The following is a 21,227-nucleotide window of genomic DNA, read 5'->3' on the forward strand; positions in this document are numbered from 1 at the left end:
CCGTAAATTAACCTATCTGTTTACGGCTTAGCCGCGTATAATGCCCACTTTTTGTGGGGCGCAAAAATTGAATATTATTACGCTAAGCGTTTTGTCGCTTGCAATGTCGACTGATGCTTTTGCAGCTTCAATCACCAAAGGCAGTACACTTAAAAACCCTCGTGTTCTGAGTGCAATCAAGCTTGGTTTATTGTTTGGCTGTATCGAAGCTATCGCACCGATTGTTGGCTGGCTGATTGGCAGTGCCGGTGCAGATTACGTTGAAGCCTTTGATCACTGGATTGCTTTTGTGTTGTTAGTGGGTTTAGGCATTCATATGTTGCTTGAGAGTCGTAAAGAAGATGACGACGATGAAGAGGAACTTGCACCGAATACCAAGCGAACTTTCATTGCCACACTACTAACTGCCGTTGGCACTAGTATCGATGCTATGACAGTAGGTATTAGCCTTGCTTTCATGAAAGTGAATATTTACTTAGCTGCCGCCATGATAGGCCTAGCAACCACAATTATGGTTACCATCGGCGCGCTACTTGGTAACGTAATGAGTGGCTGGGTAGGCAAAAAAGCCGAAGCAATTGGCGGTGTTGCACTTATTTTTATCGGCTGTGGCATCCTATACAGCCATACCATGACTTAAACTAATAGCTTATCAAACTCTTCTTTGGGCATGGGCTTATAAAAATAGTACCCCTGCCCAAGTTCACAGCCTAAATCGATCAACTTATTTAGGTGCTGTTTTTCTTCTACTCCCTCGGCAACAATTAATAGACTTAATGAATGAGCTAAGCTTGTTATTGTCTTGACTATATCCATACTCTGCGAATCAACCATCATGTCTCTAACAAATGATTGATCTACTTTTAAAACATCGACCGGAAAAAGCTTTAAATATGAAAGACTGGAATAACCCGTTCCAAAATCATCAATCGCAATAGTCAGGCCAAGCACCGCTAAATCATTCAGCATGCTCTTAGTTACTTCAAAATCTTCCATTAACGCACTTTCTGTAACTTCTAATTCGAGCAATTCACTCGGTAAGCCCGACATTTGGAGAGTTTGCGCCACAAAGTTGCAAAAGTTTTTATCCGTAAACTGCTTTGCTGAAATATTGACAGCAACCTTGATACGAAAGCCTTTATCTAACCACTCCTTTGCTGCGTAACAACTTTGCTTTAAAACTGACTCACCAAGAGCGTTAATAAGTCCAGTCTCTTCAGCTAAAGGAATAAATTCAACTGGCAATATAATTTGATTATTAGTATCTCGTAACCGAACAAGTGCTTCAACACCGACTATTTTTTGTGAACCCAGTGCGACCTTGGGTTGATAATAAACTTCTATCTTGTCGTTTTCTATCGAAGTACGAATCAGTTTTTCAACACTTTGGCGCTGTTTAAACTGATGCTCTAAATCATCTGAGTAATAACAAAAGCGATTACGTCCTTGCTCTTTCGCTTTATACATAGCGGCATCAGCATGAGTCATCATATCTTCTGCTGTCACTGATTCTCTAGGATAAATGCTAATACCTACACTCACTGACAAAATATAAGGTTGTTCATCAATTTTGAATGGTTCACTCATTGTATTAATGATGTCAGTAGCAATCACATCAATAATTGATGTTAGCTTTATTTCAGGGATTAATATCGCAAATTCATCACCGCCGATCCGCGCTAATGTGTAGTTTAAATCAATTAAAGATTCTAATCGCTTCGCAACAAGTTTAATTATTAAATCACCTTGTTGATGACCAAGTGTGTCATTCAAGTATTTAAAATGATCAATATCAATTAAAATTAAAGCAACTTGTTGCTCCTTGCTCTTGGCTACTTTGCAAGCATGGGAGACTCTATCATAAAGCAAGACTCGATTAGGCAAGTCGGTTAGTAAGTCATGATTAGCAAGGTGACTCATTTTAACTGCCATTGCCACTGACTCACTAACATCGTGAAAAACGATGATCCCACCACTGACACGACCATCATCATCACGAATTGGCGCAGCAGAATCTTCGACTCGATAAACACGGTTATCTAATGCTGTTAATTGGGTATTTAACGACATAGCAACAATACGATTTTCTCGCAAAGCAAGTAGGATAGGATTAACTAGGTTTTGTCCTGAATACGCATCAGTCAACTTCATCACGTCATCAATATGTTTTGCCTGAGCCTGCTGTGCTGAATAACCCGTTAGCTTTTCAGCAATGGGATTCATAAACGTAATATGGGCTTCATTATCTGTTGCGATAACCGCATCACCAATCGAGTTGAGCATTACTCGCAATCGCTCAGACTCAGCAGCTAATAACTTTTTAGTGCGCTTAATTGATGTTATATCCGTAAGCGTCAATATAACGCCTACCGCTTGTCCTTCATGAAATTGTAAATTAATTTGTGCCCTAACATGCTCAATATTATCGCTCGGATCGACAAACGGTACATTTAACACTTCCTGCGGCTTTTGCTCTTCTAAACAATTATGCAAAGCAAGGTATAGATCATCAGGAAGAATATCTTTAGCTCTGTGACCAATCATCTCATTGCCACTTACGGCAAACCACTGACAAGTCATGTCATTATTAAAAAGGTTTAGCTCTTGCACTGACCAATAAGAAATAAATACCGGAACTTGAGCTATTAGTGCCGCAACGTCATCTTTTGCAGTACTTATTTGCGCTTCCTGTTGCTTCATTTTTAGATGATTTACTATTCTCAACCGACATAGATTTAAGTCGACAGGCTTATGAATTAAATCAACTCCACCATTCTCAAAACTCTGATACTCAAATATTTGTTCATTATGCGAGGTAACAAAAATAACGATTGATAGGGCTGTTAGTGGGTTTTGTTTAATTGCTTTACATACTTCGAAGCCATTCATATTTGGCATTTCAATATCAAGTAAAATAATATCGGGCCTGAATGAAAATGCTACGCCTAAGGCTTCAACTCCTGACGCACATCCAATAACTTCACCTAAATCACCAAGAGCCTCAGTCATCACCAATAGACTTGTAGGTTCATCATCAACAACGAGTATTTTACTCTGCCGATTATTTAGATGAGAAAAAAGCAAGACTATGACCTCAATTAATGTAACTAAAAAACTCTAGTCCTATCTCATCAGTAGCGCCAATAAAAAATACAATTTTCCATTCTTTAGTTGTAGAAATTCTAAAAATTCAGTCTATGCTTAATCAACACTCAGGGAGAAGATAATTTGCAATCTAATGAAGTAAATAACAACAAACTGATTGATGATTCCATCATTTTGATAGTCGATGACGAGCCAATCAATGCGACTGTCATTGAAGGCCTACTAGCATCACATTTTAAAACCCACACGATTAATTATGGTGAAGAAGTGATGTCTGTTTGTGACTCTATTAAACCCGATCTAATATTGTTAGATGTCATGTTAGGGTCTATGAGTGGTCTTGATGTGTGTAAAGAGCTAAAAGCTCACCCTTCTTATAAAGATATTCCGGTTATATTCATCACTGCAATTATGGATCAAGAAGATCAAAACCAATGCTGGCAAGCAGGCGCTGTGGATTTTGTAACTAAGCCAGTCTATGGTGTAACCCTTCTAAACAGAGTGACTGCACACCTGACATTAAAGAAACAAGCAGATCTTTTAAAACAACAGACACAACAAGACAGCCTAACAGGATTAAAAAACCGCCGTTCTTTAAATACGACTCTGACGCAAAATCTATTACTTGCGAAACGTCATAGTCAGGCACTATCTGTGCTGATGATCGATATAGACTGGTTTAAACAATACAACGATCAGCTTGGACATCAACAAGGCGACAACTGCTTAATAAAAGTAGCTACAGAAATCAAAAATAGTATTAACCGACCAACAGACACAACTATTCGCTACGGTGGTGAAGAATTCCTCTGTATTTTACCTGATACCGATATTCAAGGAGCACAGTTTATTGCTCATAAGCTATTGGCCAACATTAAAAATCTAGCTATTAAACACCCAACTACAGAGTCAGGAATAGTCTCGATAAGCGTGGGAAGCGCAACGCTGTCAGATGATAAAAATTTTACTCCAGAAAATTTAATCAACAGTGCAGATACAGCGCTATATCAGGCTAAACAACAAGGAAGAAATCGCTGCGTTTGTATTATCGCAACCAGTGAATAATTTAAATTTTTGTAGATTTTTTCAAAATGACATAACTATAAAGGCAAATAAAAAATGAACAGTGAGATGTCAGGGAAGCAGCAAACAAAAAACTCGAAAAGCGAAAGTTTAGAATTGAACCATTGGAATAAAAAAGCTGCACTTTACCGACTCATGAACAATGAGGTCTTGCTCATTAGAGTAAGCAAAATGTTTTTAGATAGTTCTCATGTCAAATTAGCGTCACTATCTCAGTCCATACAGAACAGAGACTTTAAAACAACTACATCAGCCAGTTATTCACTTAAAGGAGCCTGCGGCGATTTAGGTGCTACAAGATTAGATCAACACCTAAGCGAATTAATTGTATTAATCGCCAATGAGCGTCACCCTTTTGAGGAGATACAATCGAAATTATTTGAAATAAAAAAAGACTACCAAGTATTACTGACAATCTTACAAAAATACACCTCTTGATAAACCACTTAGTTTTAATTTAGCAACCACGTTAGCGTAGCATCAAAAATGCTCGTCTAGATGAATCTTTGTCTTCAAATTTTCATAAAGTGGGAGTATGTTTATACAAACCACTAAAGGAATGACGCTATGACCGCTAAAACGCTGATTTTCAACTTTGATGGCACAGGCAGTGAGCCTCGTGATGCTGAACAATTCAGCGCCGCACATTTCAAAGAAGACGCCAGTATTTCTAATATTCTTAAACTTCATTTATTGTTTGGCGGCGCACTCAATAGCGAACCCGCAACACCATTTCCAACTCAACTTAGCTTTTATTATCAAGGTATAGGCACCCAAGGTAGTCGCTTTCGACGTTTATTCAATCAAGCCCTTGCGCCAAGAGGTGATGATGTTGCCAGCATTTTAAACCGGGCTATGGGCGACTTTAAAAGCTATTACAATGTAGGCGACAAGATACTTCTAACTGGTTTTAGCCGCGGTGCTGCTCTTGCTAGGCGCTTTGCCAAATGTTTAGAGCCACTTATCAGTGATGATGTGTACTTATGTGTATTCGATACCGTTGCATCAATAGGCTTTTCGAAAGTAACAAAAGCAACCCGCGGTGCTGAGCATGTCATTTTTGAAAACTACACACTAGCTAGCAATATAAAAGCTGCCCTTCATTGCGTGGCACTTGATGAAAAACGCCGTGCATTTGAACCCACACTTATAAACAGTGCACCGCATGTGCAAGAGATCTGGTTTGCAGGCGCCCATTCTGATGTGGGTGGCGGCTATTATCGTGATGGCTTAGCAGACATTTGTCTGCGCTATGCGATTGAGTGGCTGATTGAACAAACCGTTGCATTAAACTTACTTACCAGCGCGGATATCAATTACAACACTCTGCTCCCAGAAGAGCATCGTAACCTCATTGCACAAGATGATGTAACCGTTACCCCAGATCCGCTGGCTCTTAGTCATCAGCAAAACTATTTTTGGTTTAACCCGTTGTTCAAACTGGTAGATCGCGAATGCTGTGTATTGGTTGATAACGAACAAAGCGCGCTCGCACCAACCATTCATTACACAGTAGCAGAGCGCATTAATCGCCTAACGAGCTATCGTCCGGAGTCGTTAAAAAGCCTTCATTACGATGTACTTTATAGCGATGAAACCCGCTTGAAATTTAAAGGCTTAAGCCCACATATTGCGCTTGATAAACAAAATATGACGGTGTTGGGCATAGACGAAAGTAAAGATGTGTTTGTGTATGGCGCTGAAAAGTACAATCACACAGGCTTAATGTTAGAGCAAGGTGGCACGTACCGATTTACGCCTTACCCAGAGCAAACTTGGTATGACGACGGCATTAGTTGCGGACCTGCAGGTTGGCACCGCGACAATATCCAACTTGGGGTGAAAGAAATCCCAATGGCCGTGCTTGAACCGTTTAGACGTTTACCCCACGCACAATGGTTTGCGCTAATTGGTGCTATCGATAACAACGACGATCATTTATTTGAAATTGCTGAGGGTGCTGATATTCGTATTGCTAAATCAGGTGAGTTTTGTCCTTTTGCCAACGACCTAAACCGCTTTTATGGGGCGAATGCGGGGCGAATTAAATTGCGTGTGACTCGTTTAGGATAATTTAGTGATTAGGCTAGCTTAGTGCTTAACATAGCGAGCGATAATCTCAGTTATCGCTTGCTGGTTGTTTATAATTGCTGAGTTAATAGCTGCTCTGTCTTCTGCTAAAAGGGTTGTTTCACTCAGCATAAAATGAACGCTGTCATTATTGACAATATACGGATGCAACTCGATCCCCTGCTGGTTATTTTTTTGAATTAAATATAAACCGGCTAATTCATCATCAACAAAAAAATCGACCCGCTTAGCAACCAACATTGCTAGCCGCTGGCGCAAAGAGGGTACAGTAACGAGTAGCTCTTTATACTTTGGTTCTTCTTTTAAATGAGTAAAGTCAGATCCAAAGTAGCTCCCGCTGTTAGTTAAAATAACTTGCTGATGTTCGAGCAAACCTTGCAAGTCTAAAGACTCTAACCGGCCATGAGGATACCAAAACAAGCGCATCACTTCATTACGGTAAGGCTCTGAAAAGAAACTAAAAGAGTCACGCTCTGTGCTATAACTTGCGGCAGGTAGTAAATCGACTTTACCGTGTTTAAGCTCTGTAAACCCGCGTTTAGATGAAGGCATGACGACGTATGTTGCACAAAACCCTGCCTCATTTAGTACTAAGTTGACCACATCGATATCAATGCCGGTGAGTTCACCGTTTTGCGTAAAGACATAAGGCGCCCACTGCTGACTAATTCCCACTTTTAAGGTTTTATCGCAGCTAAATACCGAGTTACTAAATACAAAAACGGTAAGTAAAAACAACGCACTTAACCTCATTTATCCACCTTAGCTTAAATACTTACAGATCATATTATTCAAGTATGGTTGATAATGCCTGAAAGATCAGTGTATGAAATGAGAAACAGAAAGTTAGTAAGTTTTAAGGGGAAAGTTCCGAAATGCGAGGTGGCAGCCCGTAGGACTGGCTTTAGCCGGGAAATGTCTTAAGTTAGCGAGTTTCAAGGGGAAAGAGTAAAGTTAAGAGATTCGAGGTACGAGATACGAGTCCATATAAGAGTTTTTACATCACGCCCTAGCGCCTAAACCCCAGCGCCTATGTTTTCCCCCGTGGGCGTGAAACTTGTTTCGCGCGTCTGACCGCTGAAGGCGGAGTAGGTCGTCATTTATGGCGACACAAAACCGTTAACATAAACGGGCTAAAGCCCGACCTACAAGTTATTTTAGTGGTTTAAATACTCCTCCCGCGAAATAAATTTCAAATATTTCACTTTAATTGTCGCGGCATAAAGCCGCTGCTACAGCTCATCTGACCGCTGAAGGCTGAAAGCTGACAGCTTCTTTCCCCTCGCTAACTTTACTCTTTCCCACTTTCCCCCCACAAAAAAGCAGCCATGCGGCTGCTTTAAAGGGAAATCACATTTTAATGATGGGCATTAAATGTGGTTATTACACTTAAAGTGCTTTCCATACATCCGCGACGCCTGGCTCGTCTCCTTGAGTCCACCATTTCGCTTCGTATTTATTACCTTGGTGAGTGACTTGGTCACCACCGTTGTAGATACCCGCAGCTTGCCATACAACATCACCATTACCGTCGGTTGGTTGTGAGCTAGCTTCCCATGGGCCGCCTAAATCAGGGCGGTCACCTTGTGTCCACCATTTAGCTGTGTATTCTATGCCGTTATAAATCACCGTATCACCACCAACATAAGTCGCCGCTGCATCCCATGTGGTTTCACCATCTGGCGGAGTTGTTGTGCCAGAATCTGTTACGGTAACATTAAAGCTCACTGCAGTCGCTGTTTGCCCATCGCTTACCGAAACCGATACAACATAACTAGTATTTGCATCAACGCTACCCGCTTGTAAACTCACATCAGCACCAGAGCCCACTAACGTTAAGCCTGCTGGCACGGTCCAGCTGTATGAAAGAGCATCGCCATCAGCATCAGATGCCGAAACAGCCACGTCCACACTCGCCTCTTCTGCCACTGTTTTATCAGCAATTGCCGCAACCACTGGTGCTTGGTTCTCGCCTGTTGTTGGTGCTACAACATTAACAGTAACGTTACGGCTTACACTTGCCTCACCATCGCTCACACTCACAGCAACCGTGTATTGCGTATCAGCAGTCACTGATGGCGCTGTGATAACAAGGGTATTTGAATTTTCACCGCTTACTGTTAACGCGCTGTCAGCTGTCCAGCTAAAGCTTAGCGGATCGTTATCCGCATCTGTTGCTGATGCAATCACAGATACACTTTCGCCCGCATTCACAGATACGGTACTTGATACAGATAGAACCGGCGCTCTATTGCTAGGCTCAGTTACTGTGCCACCAAGCGCTTCGTGCATAGCGTTAAGAATATCGCCATTATCAGCGTCAATTTCCCATGCAAACAGACCACCTAGATTATATTGATTAACATAAGCACCTTTTGCCAAAACAGAACGACGGTTATCGTATGTAATTAATTTACCGTTACTGCGGTTCCATACATAAGCGGCTTCGGCTTGTTCGTCATAACCTGTTTCAAACCCATTGATGCCATTTTCTGCAGCGCCCAGCATGTAAGTTTTGATGCCTTTATAATCAATTACACCATCTTCCCATACGCCTTGCGCTGTAGTGCCTTTAAGTTTGCCGTTGCCCGGTGCTGTCATAGGGTTATCAGCGATAGTGGCATTTTCTGGATAAACGCCTTCCCAGCCACGGCCATACATAGCGGCACCTACCACGATTTTCTTCGATGGTACGTTTTGCGCAAGTAGATTTTGCACTGCGTTATCAGTTGTGTAAGCAGGGCCTTTATATGGAACGCCTTCTTCATCAACACCCGTGCCATCACACTGACCAACACGGAAATGCGATGAACAATAAAGCGCAGCCTGATGGCCAGTTACATTGCTCCATGCACCATAGTAGTCATAGCTCATTAAGAAAATGTAATCCATATATTGTTGAGCTTGTGAATAATCAACGTCTTCAATTTTGTCGTAACCTGCACCAATCGCTGATGTTAATTCATACTCACGACCTGTCTCGGCTTCAAGCTTATCAAGCATCGCGCGTAGCTCTTGCATTAACGCAACGTATGCAGGGCCGTCAGCAACTGGGTCGCCTAAATTTGGATTAGCACCCTGACCACCCGGGTATTCCCAGTCAATATCAACACCGTCGTAGAACTTCCACGTTCTTAAAAACTCTTCCATTGATGCCACAAACGTGTCGCGATTCGCTTTATCGGTAAAGTAGGCAAATGGGTCTGATAAAGTCCAACCACCCACTGATGGTAAGATTTTCAGATCAGGATAGCGCTGCTTTAACGCCATTAACTGCGAATATGTACCACGAATTGGGTCATTACTATCAACACCTGGTAGCGCTTTTTGAATCGCAGCCCACGGGTCGTGGATCACCACTTCAAAATCTTGCGAACCCGCACAGGCAGTATTTAACGCGTTTTTAGGGCCACCTGTTAACGAGTCATTAGGTCCACAAATTGGAATAAACCCATACAATATATGACTTAGGTTTTGCGCTGGTATATTGGTTACGTCGAAATCGCGACCATAAATACCCCACTCAACAAAGTAGGCACCGGTAACAAGGCCGTCTTTGGTGCCAATATCTTGGTTGTTTGGATCATAATCCATCGGCAATGGCGCTAAGTGACCGCCATCTGTATCGGCAATAACAATAGGCTTACCTTCACTGCGCGCACAGGTGGTACCGCCTTCACATAGTTCTACATATAATGTGTGACGACCCGCTTTATCATACGGGAAGCTAATAACACCACTTTTAGTGCCTGCTGCAAGTGACCCTTCATTAACCAACATATCATCGAAGTACACTTTATAGCTGTCGCCGCCGTCACCACTCCATGCGTTCCATTCAATGCTGATAGTGACTTCATCAACGCGGTTCACCAAGCTCTTGTATGAGCCTGTACCTTCAAGATCAACCTCAACAAATGAGTACTCTTGTGGCTCCCAAATAATGGTTGGTGTTGAAGGTGCTGCATTCGCTGCACTTGCAAAGAGTGCAACACCAATGGCTGCGCTTAATTGTTTTATATTCATGATTCTCTCTTATCTGTTTTTATATAGCGTTACGCTGTTATTGATAAAGTTTGAACTACAAAACTTTAGATTTCTGTCCATACTTGGCTGGCACCCGGTACATCTCCTTGGGTCCACCACTGCGCTCGATAGCGCTGTCCTTGATAGGTTACTTCGTCGCCGCCTTGATAGGCTTTGCCGCTGTTCCACTCGATTGATGCACTGCCAGATTCAAGCTGCCATGCATCACTACTGTCTGGTTGTGCGCCTTGGTTCCACCATTTCGCGCTGTAGATTCCACCGTTGAAACTCACTTTATCGCCTGTGTTGTATTGGCTTGTGCTATTCCAAGCAGGCACGCTCGGATCAACTGGATCAGGGTCGACCACAGTGCTATTGAGCACAGTCACGGTAAAACTTACTTGGCTTGTGAGCTCGCCATCTGACACCGATACACTTACGGTGTAGCTTGTATCAGCATCTACAGCAGGGGCATTTAGCGTGATGTTGGCATCGCTACCCGTAAAGCTCAGTGGTGCAGGTACATCCCAGCTATAAGTTAATGTGCTTTGTTGATCATCAAAGGCGTGTAAGTGTATCGCGGTGCTGCTTTCTTCTTCGACTTGAAGGTCATCTGGTTGATGAATAATTGGCGCGGTATTATCAGGAGCCGCTTGTACGCTTAGTGCAAAGCTGTAATTTGCATTCGTTGTAAAGACCTGATTAGTCATTAAATCAGACGCATCAAAGGCAATATCTCCAGCACTATTTTGCACGCCAATATTAACTAAGTGCGCGTAATTAAGGTTTAACAGCGCCGCAAATTCAGCCTGCCAATTAGCTTGGTTATCAGCTGTGATCTGCATTTGTTGAGTAAGTAACTCTTGGCCATTTTCATCAAATAACCTCGCTGACACTCTACCGCCAACCTCAGCGTCTTGTCCTTGACGAACAAAGTAGCTAATTGCTGCCCAATCGGTTGGCTCTGTCGGGGTCGCATCGCTGACAATATTAATATCGCTACAGTTGTAGAAGCCTTCGCCACCGGCATCATCTCGTTGCCAACGCGTGTATAAAATGGCATCGCCACTGCGCCCTTGTGGAATAGATACGCTCATTTCATAGTAACGGCCGTTGTTAGCATCAATGCTAAAATCAAGATTACCGTACTCTTCAACAAGCTCTAGGTCGTCCCAAGTAAGCACTTGAGTCGCACTATCAAAGCCCGGTTTTGTTAAATAAAACTGCCAGAAACTCGGGTTATGCGGCGTACTTGCTAAAAAACGCACTAAAATATCGCCATTCGCATTAGGAATAACCTCACTGCGTTGCCAATGCGCTGAAGGTAAATCCATACCGCGTTTTTCAGGGTCGCCTGCGGCACATAATCGGCCATCAGGCACGCTTTGCTTTACTGCATCAAGGCTTGTGTAATCAATGGTATTAGCTGAAAATTCAATGTCTTGCACAAACTGTACATGCCCTGCTTCAGCAAACGCTGCACGACAAGCAAGATTAGGAATACCCGTACCATCAGCAGGCCACCAGTACCCACCATCAGCATTACATATCGCTTGACGAGCCTTCGGGCTTTCTAAAAATCCGTGGGCATTCACATGGCTTGATGCACAGGCAAGCAGCATGCTGGTTGCCACTGCCGATAAAGACAATGCCTTTGATTTCATTACTTTCATTGTTGTTCTCGCTGTAGAAATGCGGAGCAAAGTGCTTGCTCCGCTTAGTTGGTTAAAGCGTGCAACTCACCGTCCAGTCAGCAGATGTGCCTGGCTCTGTGCTCGTCCACCACTTTGCTTCGTAAATCACGTTGTTGTGATTCATTAGGTCGCCGCCAACAGCATGGCTTGGATTACCAGCCCAGTCAGTTTGCGGCCAATTTGGATACACTGGGATGCTTGCTACATCGACACCATTACAGCTTCCCTCGCCACCCGTATCACCACCGGTATCACCGCCAGTATCACCACTGCCAGCTGTGCCATCTGGTAGCATTGGGTATTCGTATTTGAAGGCATAGGTTTTGCCATTTTTCTCAATGGTGAAGTTAGTTGGCCCCGTAATTGGCATGTAGTACATAACTTGCGCCTCAACGGTTTCACCTGTGTTAAATGACTTTTCGATACCGCCCCACTCATTCACTAAGGTGATTGAAAAACGATGGAACTCATTTTCAAAGCCGCCGATATTATCGCCAGCTGCATTAGAGCCATTCGCTTCAACAGCCATACCGAGCTTTTCTTGTGCATTCCAATTTGATTTGAAAATTGCCGAGGTAGAAACGGGCACATCAAAGCTGATTTTTGCGCCGCTTAAGTCGATACCTGAGTTATTGGTGAATGCAAATGTAGGTGCGATTGGGTAGTTATCATCACCAATTGGGAAGTCTTTCACTGTAAAGCTTACATCAACCGCTTCGCTTGGCAGGGTGAAATCGACATTGCCTTGATGAGTGTTGTAAGCCACACCACTTTGGTTAAATTTATCGTAAGCAAGTGTGGTTAAGCTTGAGCCCATGAAGTACTCACCTTTCGCTGAGTCATAATCATAGTCACCAGCAAGCTCCCAGAACATGATGCCACCAAGGCCATTGTTGATAACATAATCAACTTTGGTTGCCATTGATTGCTCATCTTCAATTGATAAGAAAACCTTTTTCTCTGCATTCCAAAGCCATGGAGCAACTGCTACATCATCGTAAAAACGTGTATAAGTTCCTGTTAACACATCATCTGCATCGGTTTCTGGCGTTAGACCATAGATTTCAAGGTAAGAAGGGTTAATGCCGTTTTCGAGATTTTTCGCATGCCATAGTGGGTTCGAACCTGCTGGCATTTCTTCACCCACATCGTTCTTATCGTGCCATAAGTTATCTATGCCAAGTGCACCATTACCGCATTGGTTTTTCTCACCAACCCCAGTCCCTTTCGCACATTTTGATTGATCTGGCAGCGCTGCTTGGCCCCATAAACCATTAGTACCACCGGATACATCTTTAAAGCCACGGGTATAATATGGAATACCAATATTAATTCGACCTGCAGAGACCGCGCCGCGGAAGTAACGCACAGCCCAATCCGTATTTAAGTAGCCAATACCTTCAAACTCAGCGGTGGTATAAACGCCCCATTGCGCTAATTCAGAATCAAGACCGGTATCAAACAAGGCTGCGTTATGGCCTACATGTGAATTCCATGCACCATGTAAGTCATAAGACATAATGTTAACGTAGTCGAGATACTTCACGCTTTGGAATGTTTCCATGCCACGTAATAAGTAACCTGAAGATGGCGAAGCAATCGTTAGTAAGTAATGTTTACCTGCCTTTTCACCTGCAATATCAAGCTCTTCACGTAGTTTTTGCATCAATACACGATACGAGGCGTTAAGACCTGCGCGACGAGCATTAGAGATAGGAAAATCATCAGGGTGGCCTGAGTCATTCATTGACGATGGGTATTCGTAATCAATATCGACACCATCAAAACCGTAGGTTTCAATAAACTCAACGGCACTTTTCGCAAAGGCATCAATCCCCGCTTGGTTCACTGAACCATCGGCATTGGTTGTCATCGTGTAGAAACCACCGCTGTTTACGCGAGTACCGTCTTCACCAAAATAACCACCGGTTTCAGCCCAGCCACCTACAGAGATTAAGGTTTTTACATCTGGGTGTTGTTTTTTGAATTTATTGAGTAAGTTAAAGTGACCTGTGTAACTAAAGCTTGGATCCATTTCAGCGCCTGTAACGCCCGGCCAAGTCATGTTTGTCGCTGGGTTGCCAGCTGCATTTGGATCACCAATCGAGACCTTGTTATTACCATCAACATGCGCAAAGGCATAGTTGATATGGGTGATCTTGTCCCAAGGAATATCGTTAACTAAGTAGCTTGGCTGACCATTGGCACCATTTCGCCAACTCGTAAAATAACCAATAACGCGGCGTGGATGATCTGGGCCCATTTTCTCGCGGCCATTTGCATCATACACGCTACAGTATGGGGTATTTACACCCGGCGTTTGGTATAAACCTTGCGGTTTACAATCTGTGCCTGGCTCTGTTGCTTCAACAACATTCACAACTTTGCTTTGTGTATCCGTCGCGCCTTCGTTATCGGTCACCGTTAAGGTAAATGAAAATTGCCCAAGTGCTGGAGCCTGCCACGTGTAACTTGAAGAAGCAGCACTTGCTTGATGAACTTCAGTGCTGTTTTCAGTTAACGATAACGCAGTCACTTGACCATCGCTATCAGTGCCAGAAAGCGCAAACACCACACTGTCACCCACCGTTACTTGTGACGGCAGTGAGCTAAATTCAATGCTTGCCACCGGTGCTTGGTTGACCGGCTCAACGTCATCAGACACATTCACTGAATGTGCAACCGCTGTAGAGGTTAACCCTAAATCATCCGTTGCGACCGCGCTGATTACATGGCTGCCTAGGGTTGCTTGCCAGCTCGCTGAATAAGGTGCGCTTGTCACAACACTCAGCGAAGTACCATCAACAAAAAACTCTACACTTGCCACACTACCATCAGGATCAGCAGCGATCGCACTTATGACAGCGCTATCACTTGTACTAAATAAAGAACCCTCTGCGGGTGTTAAGCTGCTAATTTGAGGTGCTTGATTTTCATTGACAACGCTGTCACAAACACCCAATAAACGCCACTCTTGATCGACACCAGAAGTCTCCACAGGGTTGGTTTGCGTCCACCACTTGGCTTCATAAGCGCTACCTTGTGCTTGAACCTGATCACCACCAACATGTGTTTGCCCTTGTTGCCACACTTCTAAGTTGCTGCAATCAATCGCAGCCTGTGCTGTAAAGCCGTATAAACCTAGTGACAGCGCACTCAGTTTAAAGGCATTTTTTATTAATTTATGCGAGCTCATTCGCTCCCTCCGCCCAAAGTTTAAATAACATTTATTTTACAATTCCAACTTTAAAGTAACACAAAGCACTATTACGTCAAGCTTGCATTTACCCATAAAAGGTAAAATAAACACACTTTTTGATGCAAAATTTAAATATAAACACTAAAAAAGAATTAATTATTTTTATTGAAAAGCAAAAACGAGGATGATTCTACAGAGTAAAAATGAACACAAAATTAACAATAAATTAACCACAAAAGTACGGTTTATCTGGTTTGCGCACAAATAGTCAGTGGTTTTGTGAGGAAAAACAAAAATAATTACCGTATCGATTCTTGGTATATAACGAATAAATTAGTTTTCAGGTAAAAATTTCTATCAAAATTGGGGGAAATTTATTCTTAACACGAATTTTAGTCATAAAAAAAGCAAACACTCAGTGTTTGCTTTTCACAAAAATCCTATTTGATCACAACTTAATTAAGCAGCGATTAAATAGGACTCTCGTCCTGCATGTTTAGCCTTACGTTGATATGCACCTTTACCTTTTTTAGGTTTCTCTACTTTTACTGTGAACAGCTTAGATGTCACCATTGCAGCGTACACATTGTCGTTGATTACACCACGACCAGTATCAACTTGGCCTTGTGCGCGTTGTTTCTTTTTGCTCATTTTTTGCTCCTATTAAACGTGCTGCGAGTATATACCTAGCCTAGCGCTACGCAAGTATTTTTAATAAAAAAACGATGATTTTTTACCCCTTATTTTGTCTTACTCGTTTTGACTAAACACCATTCCTTGTTGTCATTTTACTGACTAAATTCGCTTTTTGATTGCATTCACTACCTAACTACTGGCAAAACTAGCGAAACCAACCATAGTTAATTAAAAACAAACAGGATTACGATGACTGACTTTCTCTTAATCGCCTATATTTTCCTTATTGCAGGCATTATTGCCGTGCCTATTGCCAGCAAACTGGGGTTAGGCTCAGTACTTGGCTACTTACTCGCTGGTATTATTATTGGGCCAACACTGACATTTTTAAATGTTGATGTGATTGCCATCCAGCATTTTGCTGAATTTGGTGTGGTAATGATGCTGTTCATTGTTGGCTTAGAGCTTGAACCCAAAGCGCTTTGGTCAATGCGAAAACAGCTTATTGGACTTGGTGGCGGACAGGTGGTTTTATCAGCTGCCGCCTTTACGGGTATTGGTTTAGCATTTGGTCATGCTTGGCAAACAGCACTTACAATAGGCTTAATTTTATCACTTTCATCGACCGCGATTGTGCTGCAAACGCTTTCAGAGCGCGGGCTATTAAAGTCAGATGGTGGTCAAGCCTCATTTAGCGTATTACTTACTCAAGACATAGCCGTTATTCCTATGCTTGCGTTTATTCCCTTGCTTGCTTTACCTGAACTAGCGCCAGCCATTGCAGATACAGCCCATACAAGTGAAGACACTCATGCTAGTTTAAGCTTGGTGGCGGGTCTTGAGAGCTGGCAAGCAGCGCTGGTTACTTTAGGTATGATAGCGCTCGTTGTTTTTGGTGGTAACTACTTAACCGCACCCATTTTTAGATTTGTAGCACAAGCACGGCTTCGCGAATTATTTACTGCAACAGCCCTATTCTTTGTTATTGGTATCGCTTTGATGATGTCGTTAGTAGGCTTATCACCTGCGCTTGGTACTTTTTTAGCGGGTGTTGTGCTTGCAAATTCACCTTATAAACACGAACTCGAAAGTAATATCGATCCCTTTAAAGGGCTGTTGCTAGGATTATTCTTTATCACCGTTGGCGCTAGTATCAATTTTCAATTACTCGCAGATAACCTAGCTACCATTGTGCTCTTAACCAGTGCATTGATTGTAACAAAAACAGCTGTACTGCTTATTTTAGGTCGTATTTTTGGTCTTAGAGGCGCCGCACTCTGGTTGCTAGCACTGGGGCTTGCTCAAGCTGGTGAGTTTGGTTTTGTACTACTTGCTTACAGTGTCTCTAATAATGTATTGGCAGACAACATCGCCGACCAACTTTTACTGGTTGTTACTTTATCCATGCTACTTTCACCTGGGTTATATATCCTTTATCAGCGTGTGATAGCACCCCGTTTCATTTGTGAGCAACCAGGAAAAGAAACAGACGAGTTTCCCGATGATAGCCATGTGATCATTGCAGGCTCAGGCAGAATGGGTGGGCTGGTTGACCGTATTTTACAAGCTGGCGGCTATAAAACGACTGTGATTGATTACAACTACAAGCAACTCGAAGCCTTAGAGCGTGTTGGTATTCGTAATTTCTTTGGTGATGCAACTCGACCAGACTTACTCAGTGCTGCAGGCATTGAAGATGCAAAACTGCTGATTGTTGCGCTTGATGACGCCGAACAAATCACTAAATTAGTTCGTTATGCGATGCAGAATTATCCGCATTTACATGTAGTTGCCCGCGCAGTTGATCGCCACCATGTATACGATTTATGGGCTTACGGCTGTCGAGATATTATTCGCGAAACATACGACAGTACCATGCGTATGGGCCGCTCAGCTTTTGAAGCACTCGGTGTTGAGCAAGAGAAAGCCCAAGAGATGGTCGATATTTTCAGTGAGTTCGATAAAGAAATGCTACGCGAAGCCGCCGATGTCTACGAAATCGGCGTGCCATTCGAAGAAAACCATGCCTATATCGAGCGGATCAACAAAATATTCGATGAAAAAGAACCCGAAATAAAACAACAAATGCGCGAGATTTGCGACCGAGTGGTTAATGGTTCGAAATAGCAAAAATATTACAATTATGGAGGAGGTGTTTTCACTTCCTCTTTTTCTTCTCATAAACTTCTCTTTGTGAAAATAATTTTAACCACAGACAACAAAAAGGCGCTTCGCGGTACACAGTGAAAACAAAAACTCTCAAAGAGGCTGCGAATTGAATAGGATAAAACGCGATATGAAATCGCTGCTACAAATTTGATGTCGTTCGTAGGAATGGCTTCAGCCATGAACTCTCAAACACCACACCTATGTAAAACGACTAGACGTAGGCGTGAAATTTATTTCGCGCGCCATGCAAGCTTACGCCTACGTAGCTAGCTGCAAGGTGTAAGAGAAACACGATATGAAATCGCTGCAACAGGCTCGTGTCTCTTGTCTCGAAACTCGCAAACTTTCCCCTTGCAACTCTCTAATTGAAGACAAATGTCGGACACTACAATTCAGCAAAAAAATAGCGCCGTTAGGCGCTATTTAAGTTTCATATCAACTTAGGAATTAAAAACTAAAACTTAATTTTGCGTAGTAGGTCATACCATCAAAACCATAAGGTAGTGCTCGAACAGGGTATTTGAATGCTTTATTCGTTATAAAATCAAGCGCTTCATCTTCACCTAGCTCGTCTGGCGTTACATCAAAGATATTATCAATACCCGCCGATAGCATGAGTTCGTCAGTTAGCTGATAGCCCATGTTAACATCAACTAATACCGCCGATTCTACCGTGCTTGTGTCTTTAAACTCACCGGTAGGTGATAGCTCATCAGGCAAACCAATGTGGTCATTACCAAAGTATTTAACGTCTGTTTCACCATAGTAATTAAAGCGTAGCATGCTGTTGAAATCGCCACGATCGTATTCAAACGTTAGCGTTGCACGCTCACCTGGTTGACCGTCTGTTAAGAAACTACGTTGTAAATCATCAAGGGCGATTGATTCAGGAATACCCTCAGGTGCATTTACATCATCAATTTCAGTTTCGTTAATGTTACCCGCGAAGGTTGCTGAGAAATTACCGTCGTATAAATCGGTGCGGTACGAAGCAATAATATCAACCCCTTTAGTGGTTGAATCAACTGAGTTTGAGAAGTAGTTGGCTTGCTGTGCCCCTGTTGCATTAAGCGCAGCCACAGCCTCGGCACTAAATGCCACATCGTCCGCCGACATTAAGCTGCCAAGGGTAATTCTGTCTTTGATCTCTACATGATAAAAATCAACAGTTAATGATAAATCGCTGGTTACGTTATAAACAAAACCCGCACTTAAGTTTTCAGAGCTTTCAAGGCCTAGACTATCAACGCCAAGTGCTGATGGGAAATCAGAGCCAGCAGTTGCTGTGAATGACTGCAATAACACACCACCAGCACCTAGGTTTGTAGTGTAAGCAGTGTACGCACTTTGTTGCAATGATGGCGCTCTAAAGCCAGACGAAATCGCACCACGCACGGCAAAGTCATCGGTAATTTCATAGCGCGTAGCTAGCTTACCAATGATGTCATCACCGGCATCAGAGAAGTCTTCATAACGAAGCGCTGTACTTACTTGCCATGCATCCGTGATCAACGTTTCGGCATTCACATAAAATGCATAGCTGTGACGACTCTCTTTATTTGACGCTTCAGGGCGTAAACCGTTATAAGCTTGGAAACCACACTCAGCAAATACGCTGCTGTCGTTTACCGCAGGGTATGAGCTATCTGAATTAGCTAAACCACACGCATAAGACGCTTCTTCGCCCGGCACGATTTCATAATTTTCTTTACGGTATTCCGCACCCACTGATACATATAAAGGCTCACTGCGGCCAATATCAACAATACCATTCAGGTCTGCATTTACTGTTGTTTGATCAAACCTAAAGCCACCTGAGTAGCCACCATTAGGGCCTGCATTTGCAACAATATCAGCATCGCTTGCATCAGGGTTATTCGCAACATATTCAGCAGCATACGACGCATTTAGGGTGTTTTTTGACGTAAAATCATAACTGTTTTCACCATATACTGCAGATACGTCATAGCTCCAATCTGGATTTAACTCACCGCGTAAACCAAATGAAAACGAAATATCTTCGGCTTCGTTATCGATGCGAGGTAAAAAGCCATCGCCATATACTTGCACCACGTTCTTCGCTGCTTGGTTAAAGTTACGATAAAAACCATTACCTAGCGCAGTACGGTTTGAGTATCCGCCAAATGAGTAAAGTTCGGTCTCACCGAATGGTAACGCCATGTTATAAAACACAGAGGTAAATTCGCTATCAGCATTACCCTGTCCCCAACGAACCTCGTCAGACAGCGTACCAGCTGGTACATCAACTGAGCCACCAGTATCACGCTGGGCGCGGTTGGTGCCATCAGCATCACGGTATTCTAAAGAAAAGTTAATGAAGCCGCCTTCATCACCTAAATCAAAGCCACGGTTTAAGCCCATTGAAATAGTGTCACCATCGCCTTCACCTGTGCTACCTGCTTGCACATAGCCCGTTGTAACACCCGTTGAATCGTTTAACGATAAGTTGATAACACCAGCAATCGCATCTGAGCCATACTGCGCCGCAGCACCATCACGAAGTACTTCAACGCCTTTTAACGCAGTAAGCGGAATCGCGTTCATATCGGTACCCGCAGCACCGGCACCTACAGTACCATTTAAGCCAAAAATAGATTGGTTATGGCGGCGTTTACCATTGATAAGCACTAACGTTTGGTCAGGCTGTAAACCACGAAGAGTCGCTGGTCTAAATAAGTCAGAGCCATCTGACACTTGCGTGCGTGAAAAGTTAAATGAAGGAGCCGTCGCTTGCAGACTTTGGCCGAGCTCAGTAAAACCACCTTTGTTTAGGTCATCTGCATCAATTAAATCAACGGGTGATGTTGATTCGGTAGCCGTACGATTAGCAACCCGAGAGCCTAATACAGAGATTTGTTCGATGTTTTTATCTGCTTTGGCAGCAGGTGCTTGCTCAGCTGCCTGCACTGAAGTCGCAGAAACAGCCACACTGACCGCAACGGCCAGCATACTTAAAGAATGTGTTGTCATGTGTATCCTGTTGATATTCTGGCTTTCCTTAAAACAAAAGACGCCCCTTTTGGAGAAATTTAGAAAAGCACTAAGCACGTATTATTGATTTTAAAATCACAAGTTTGAAAGCTAACTCAAGCCTGCGAGTTAACCTTTACAAAACATCCTATCAACAAATCCACAAAATGAAAGAAAAAAGAGGTACGACTTAGGTATAAATATTTCTATTTATAGTATTAATAGAGTTTCAGTGG

General features: G+C 42.9%; 12 protein-coding genes. 5 read left to right on the forward strand and 7 right to left on the reverse strand.

The window, feature by feature from the left end:
* The first annotated feature begins 67 nt into the window (after window positions 1-67).
* A complete protein-coding gene (locus ISP07_RS16210; RefSeq protein WP_209328232.1) occupies window positions 68-640 on the forward strand; it encodes a manganese efflux pump MntP family protein in 573 nt (190 codons plus the stop codon).
* Here ISP07_RS16210 and ISP07_RS16215 read toward each other — a convergent pair.
* Window positions 637-3,084 (reverse strand): EAL domain-containing protein, encoded by a 2,448-nt coding sequence (locus tag ISP07_RS16215; protein WP_228290654.1) that lies wholly within the window; start codon window positions 3,082-3,084, stop codon window positions 637-639. The genes ISP07_RS16210 and ISP07_RS16215 overlap by 4 nt on opposite strands.
* A 144-nt stretch (window positions 3,085-3,228) precedes the next feature.
* Here ISP07_RS16215 and ISP07_RS16220 point away from each other — a divergent pair, with 144 nt between their 5' ends.
* The 3 genes from ISP07_RS16220 to ISP07_RS16230 all read left to right on the forward strand — a co-directional run bounded on the left by ISP07_RS16220 (window position 3,229) and on the right by ISP07_RS16230 (window position 6,261).
* The gene (locus ISP07_RS16220) at window positions 3,229-4,170 is read left to right on the forward strand and encodes a diguanylate cyclase (protein WP_209328233.1); all 942 of its coding nucleotides are present in this window, start codon (window positions 3,229-3,231) and stop codon (window positions 4,168-4,170) included.
* 54 nt (window positions 4,171-4,224) lie between these two features.
* Window positions 4,225-4,626 carry an Hpt domain-containing protein gene (locus ISP07_RS16225; protein WP_209328234.1) on the forward strand — a complete coding sequence of 134 codons (402 nt, stop codon included), beginning with the start codon at window positions 4,225-4,227 and terminating at the stop codon, window positions 4,624-4,626.
* A gap of 129 nt (window positions 4,627-4,755) precedes the next feature.
* Window positions 4,756-6,261: a T6SS phospholipase effector Tle1-like catalytic domain-containing protein gene (locus ISP07_RS16230; RefSeq protein WP_209328235.1), complete on the forward strand. Its 1,506-nt coding sequence runs from the start codon at window positions 4,756-4,758 to the stop codon at window positions 6,259-6,261.
* An 18-nt stretch (window positions 6,262-6,279) separates the two neighbouring features.
* On the opposite strand, the gene ISP07_RS16235 is transcribed toward ISP07_RS16230, so the two are convergent.
* From ISP07_RS16235 to arfA, 5 genes are all read right to left on the reverse strand, one after another.
* Complete coding sequence (locus ISP07_RS16235) at window positions 6,280-7,032, reverse strand: substrate-binding periplasmic protein (RefSeq protein ID WP_138599357.1); 753 nt, start codon at window positions 7,030-7,032, stop codon at window positions 6,280-6,282.
* A gap of 636 nt (window positions 7,033-7,668) precedes the next feature.
* A complete protein-coding gene (locus ISP07_RS16240; protein WP_209328236.1) occupies window positions 7,669-10,302 on the reverse strand; it encodes a glycosyl hydrolase family 18 protein in 2,634 nt (877 codons plus the stop codon).
* 65 nt (window positions 10,303-10,367) lie between these two features.
* Complete coding sequence (locus ISP07_RS16245) at window positions 10,368-11,975, reverse strand: lytic polysaccharide monooxygenase (RefSeq protein WP_209328237.1); 1,608 nt, start codon at window positions 11,973-11,975, stop codon at window positions 10,368-10,370.
* A gap of 52 nt (window positions 11,976-12,027) precedes the next feature.
* Window positions 12,028-15,192, reverse strand: coding sequence for a glycosyl hydrolase family 18 protein (locus tag ISP07_RS16250; protein WP_209328238.1), 3,165 nt, complete (start codon window positions 15,190-15,192; stop codon window positions 12,028-12,030).
* A 462-nt stretch (window positions 15,193-15,654) separates the two neighbouring features.
* Window positions 15,655-15,846, reverse strand: a complete 192-nt coding sequence (gene arfA, locus ISP07_RS16255; protein WP_209328239.1) for an alternative ribosome rescue factor ArfA — start codon at window positions 15,844-15,846, stop codon at window positions 15,655-15,657.
* Window positions 15,847-16,080: 234 nt separating this feature from the next.
* Here arfA and ISP07_RS16260 point away from each other — a divergent pair, with 234 nt between their 5' ends.
* Window positions 16,081-17,958: a monovalent cation:proton antiporter-2 (CPA2) family protein gene (locus ISP07_RS16260; protein WP_209328240.1), complete on the forward strand. Its 1,878-nt coding sequence runs from the start codon at window positions 16,081-16,083 to the stop codon at window positions 17,956-17,958.
* Between the two features lie 489 nt (window positions 17,959-18,447).
* On the opposite strand, the gene ISP07_RS16265 is transcribed toward ISP07_RS16260, so the two are convergent.
* The gene (locus tag ISP07_RS16265) at window positions 18,448-20,991 is read right to left on the reverse strand and encodes a TonB-dependent receptor plug domain-containing protein (protein WP_209328241.1); all 2,544 of its coding nucleotides are present in this window, start codon (window positions 20,989-20,991) and stop codon (window positions 18,448-18,450) included.
* Window positions 20,992-21,227 lie beyond the last annotated feature (236 nt).

Source organism: Pseudoalteromonas sp. PA2MD11 (assembly GCF_017808125.1).
In the GTDB taxonomy this organism is placed as follows: Bacteria; Pseudomonadota; Gammaproteobacteria; order Enterobacterales; family Alteromonadaceae; genus Pseudoalteromonas; species Pseudoalteromonas simplex.

Coding starts and splice junctions, on each gene's coding strand:
- ISP07_RS16225 (WP_209328234.1), top strand. CDS start 4,225: ATGAACAGTGAGATGTCAGGGAAGCAGCAAACAAAAAACTCGAAAAGC.
- ISP07_RS16230 (WP_209328235.1), top strand. CDS start 4,756: ATGACCGCTAAAACGCTGATTTTCAACTTTGATGGCACAGGCAGTGAG.
- ISP07_RS16235 (WP_138599357.1), bottom strand. CDS start 7,032: ATGAGGTTAAGTGCGTTGTTTTTACTTACCGTTTTTGTATTTAGTAAC.
- ISP07_RS16240 (WP_209328236.1), bottom strand. CDS start 10,302: ATGAATATAAAACAATTAAGCGCAGCCATTGGTGTTGCACTCTTTGCA.
- ISP07_RS16245 (WP_209328237.1), bottom strand. CDS start 11,975: ATGAAAGTAATGAAATCAAAGGCATTGTCTTTATCGGCAGTGGCAACC.
- ISP07_RS16250 (WP_209328238.1), bottom strand. CDS start 15,192: ATGAGCTCGCATAAATTAATAAAAAATGCCTTTAAACTGAGTGCGCTG.
- arfA (WP_209328239.1), bottom strand. CDS start 15,846: ATGAGCAAAAAGAAACAACGCGCACAAGGCCAAGTTGATACTGGTCGT.
- ISP07_RS16260 (WP_209328240.1), top strand. CDS start 16,081: ATGACTGACTTTCTCTTAATCGCCTATATTTTCCTTATTGCAGGCATT.
- ISP07_RS16265 (WP_209328241.1), bottom strand. CDS start 20,991: ATGACAACACATTCTTTAAGTATGCTGGCCGTTGCGGTCAGTGTGGCT.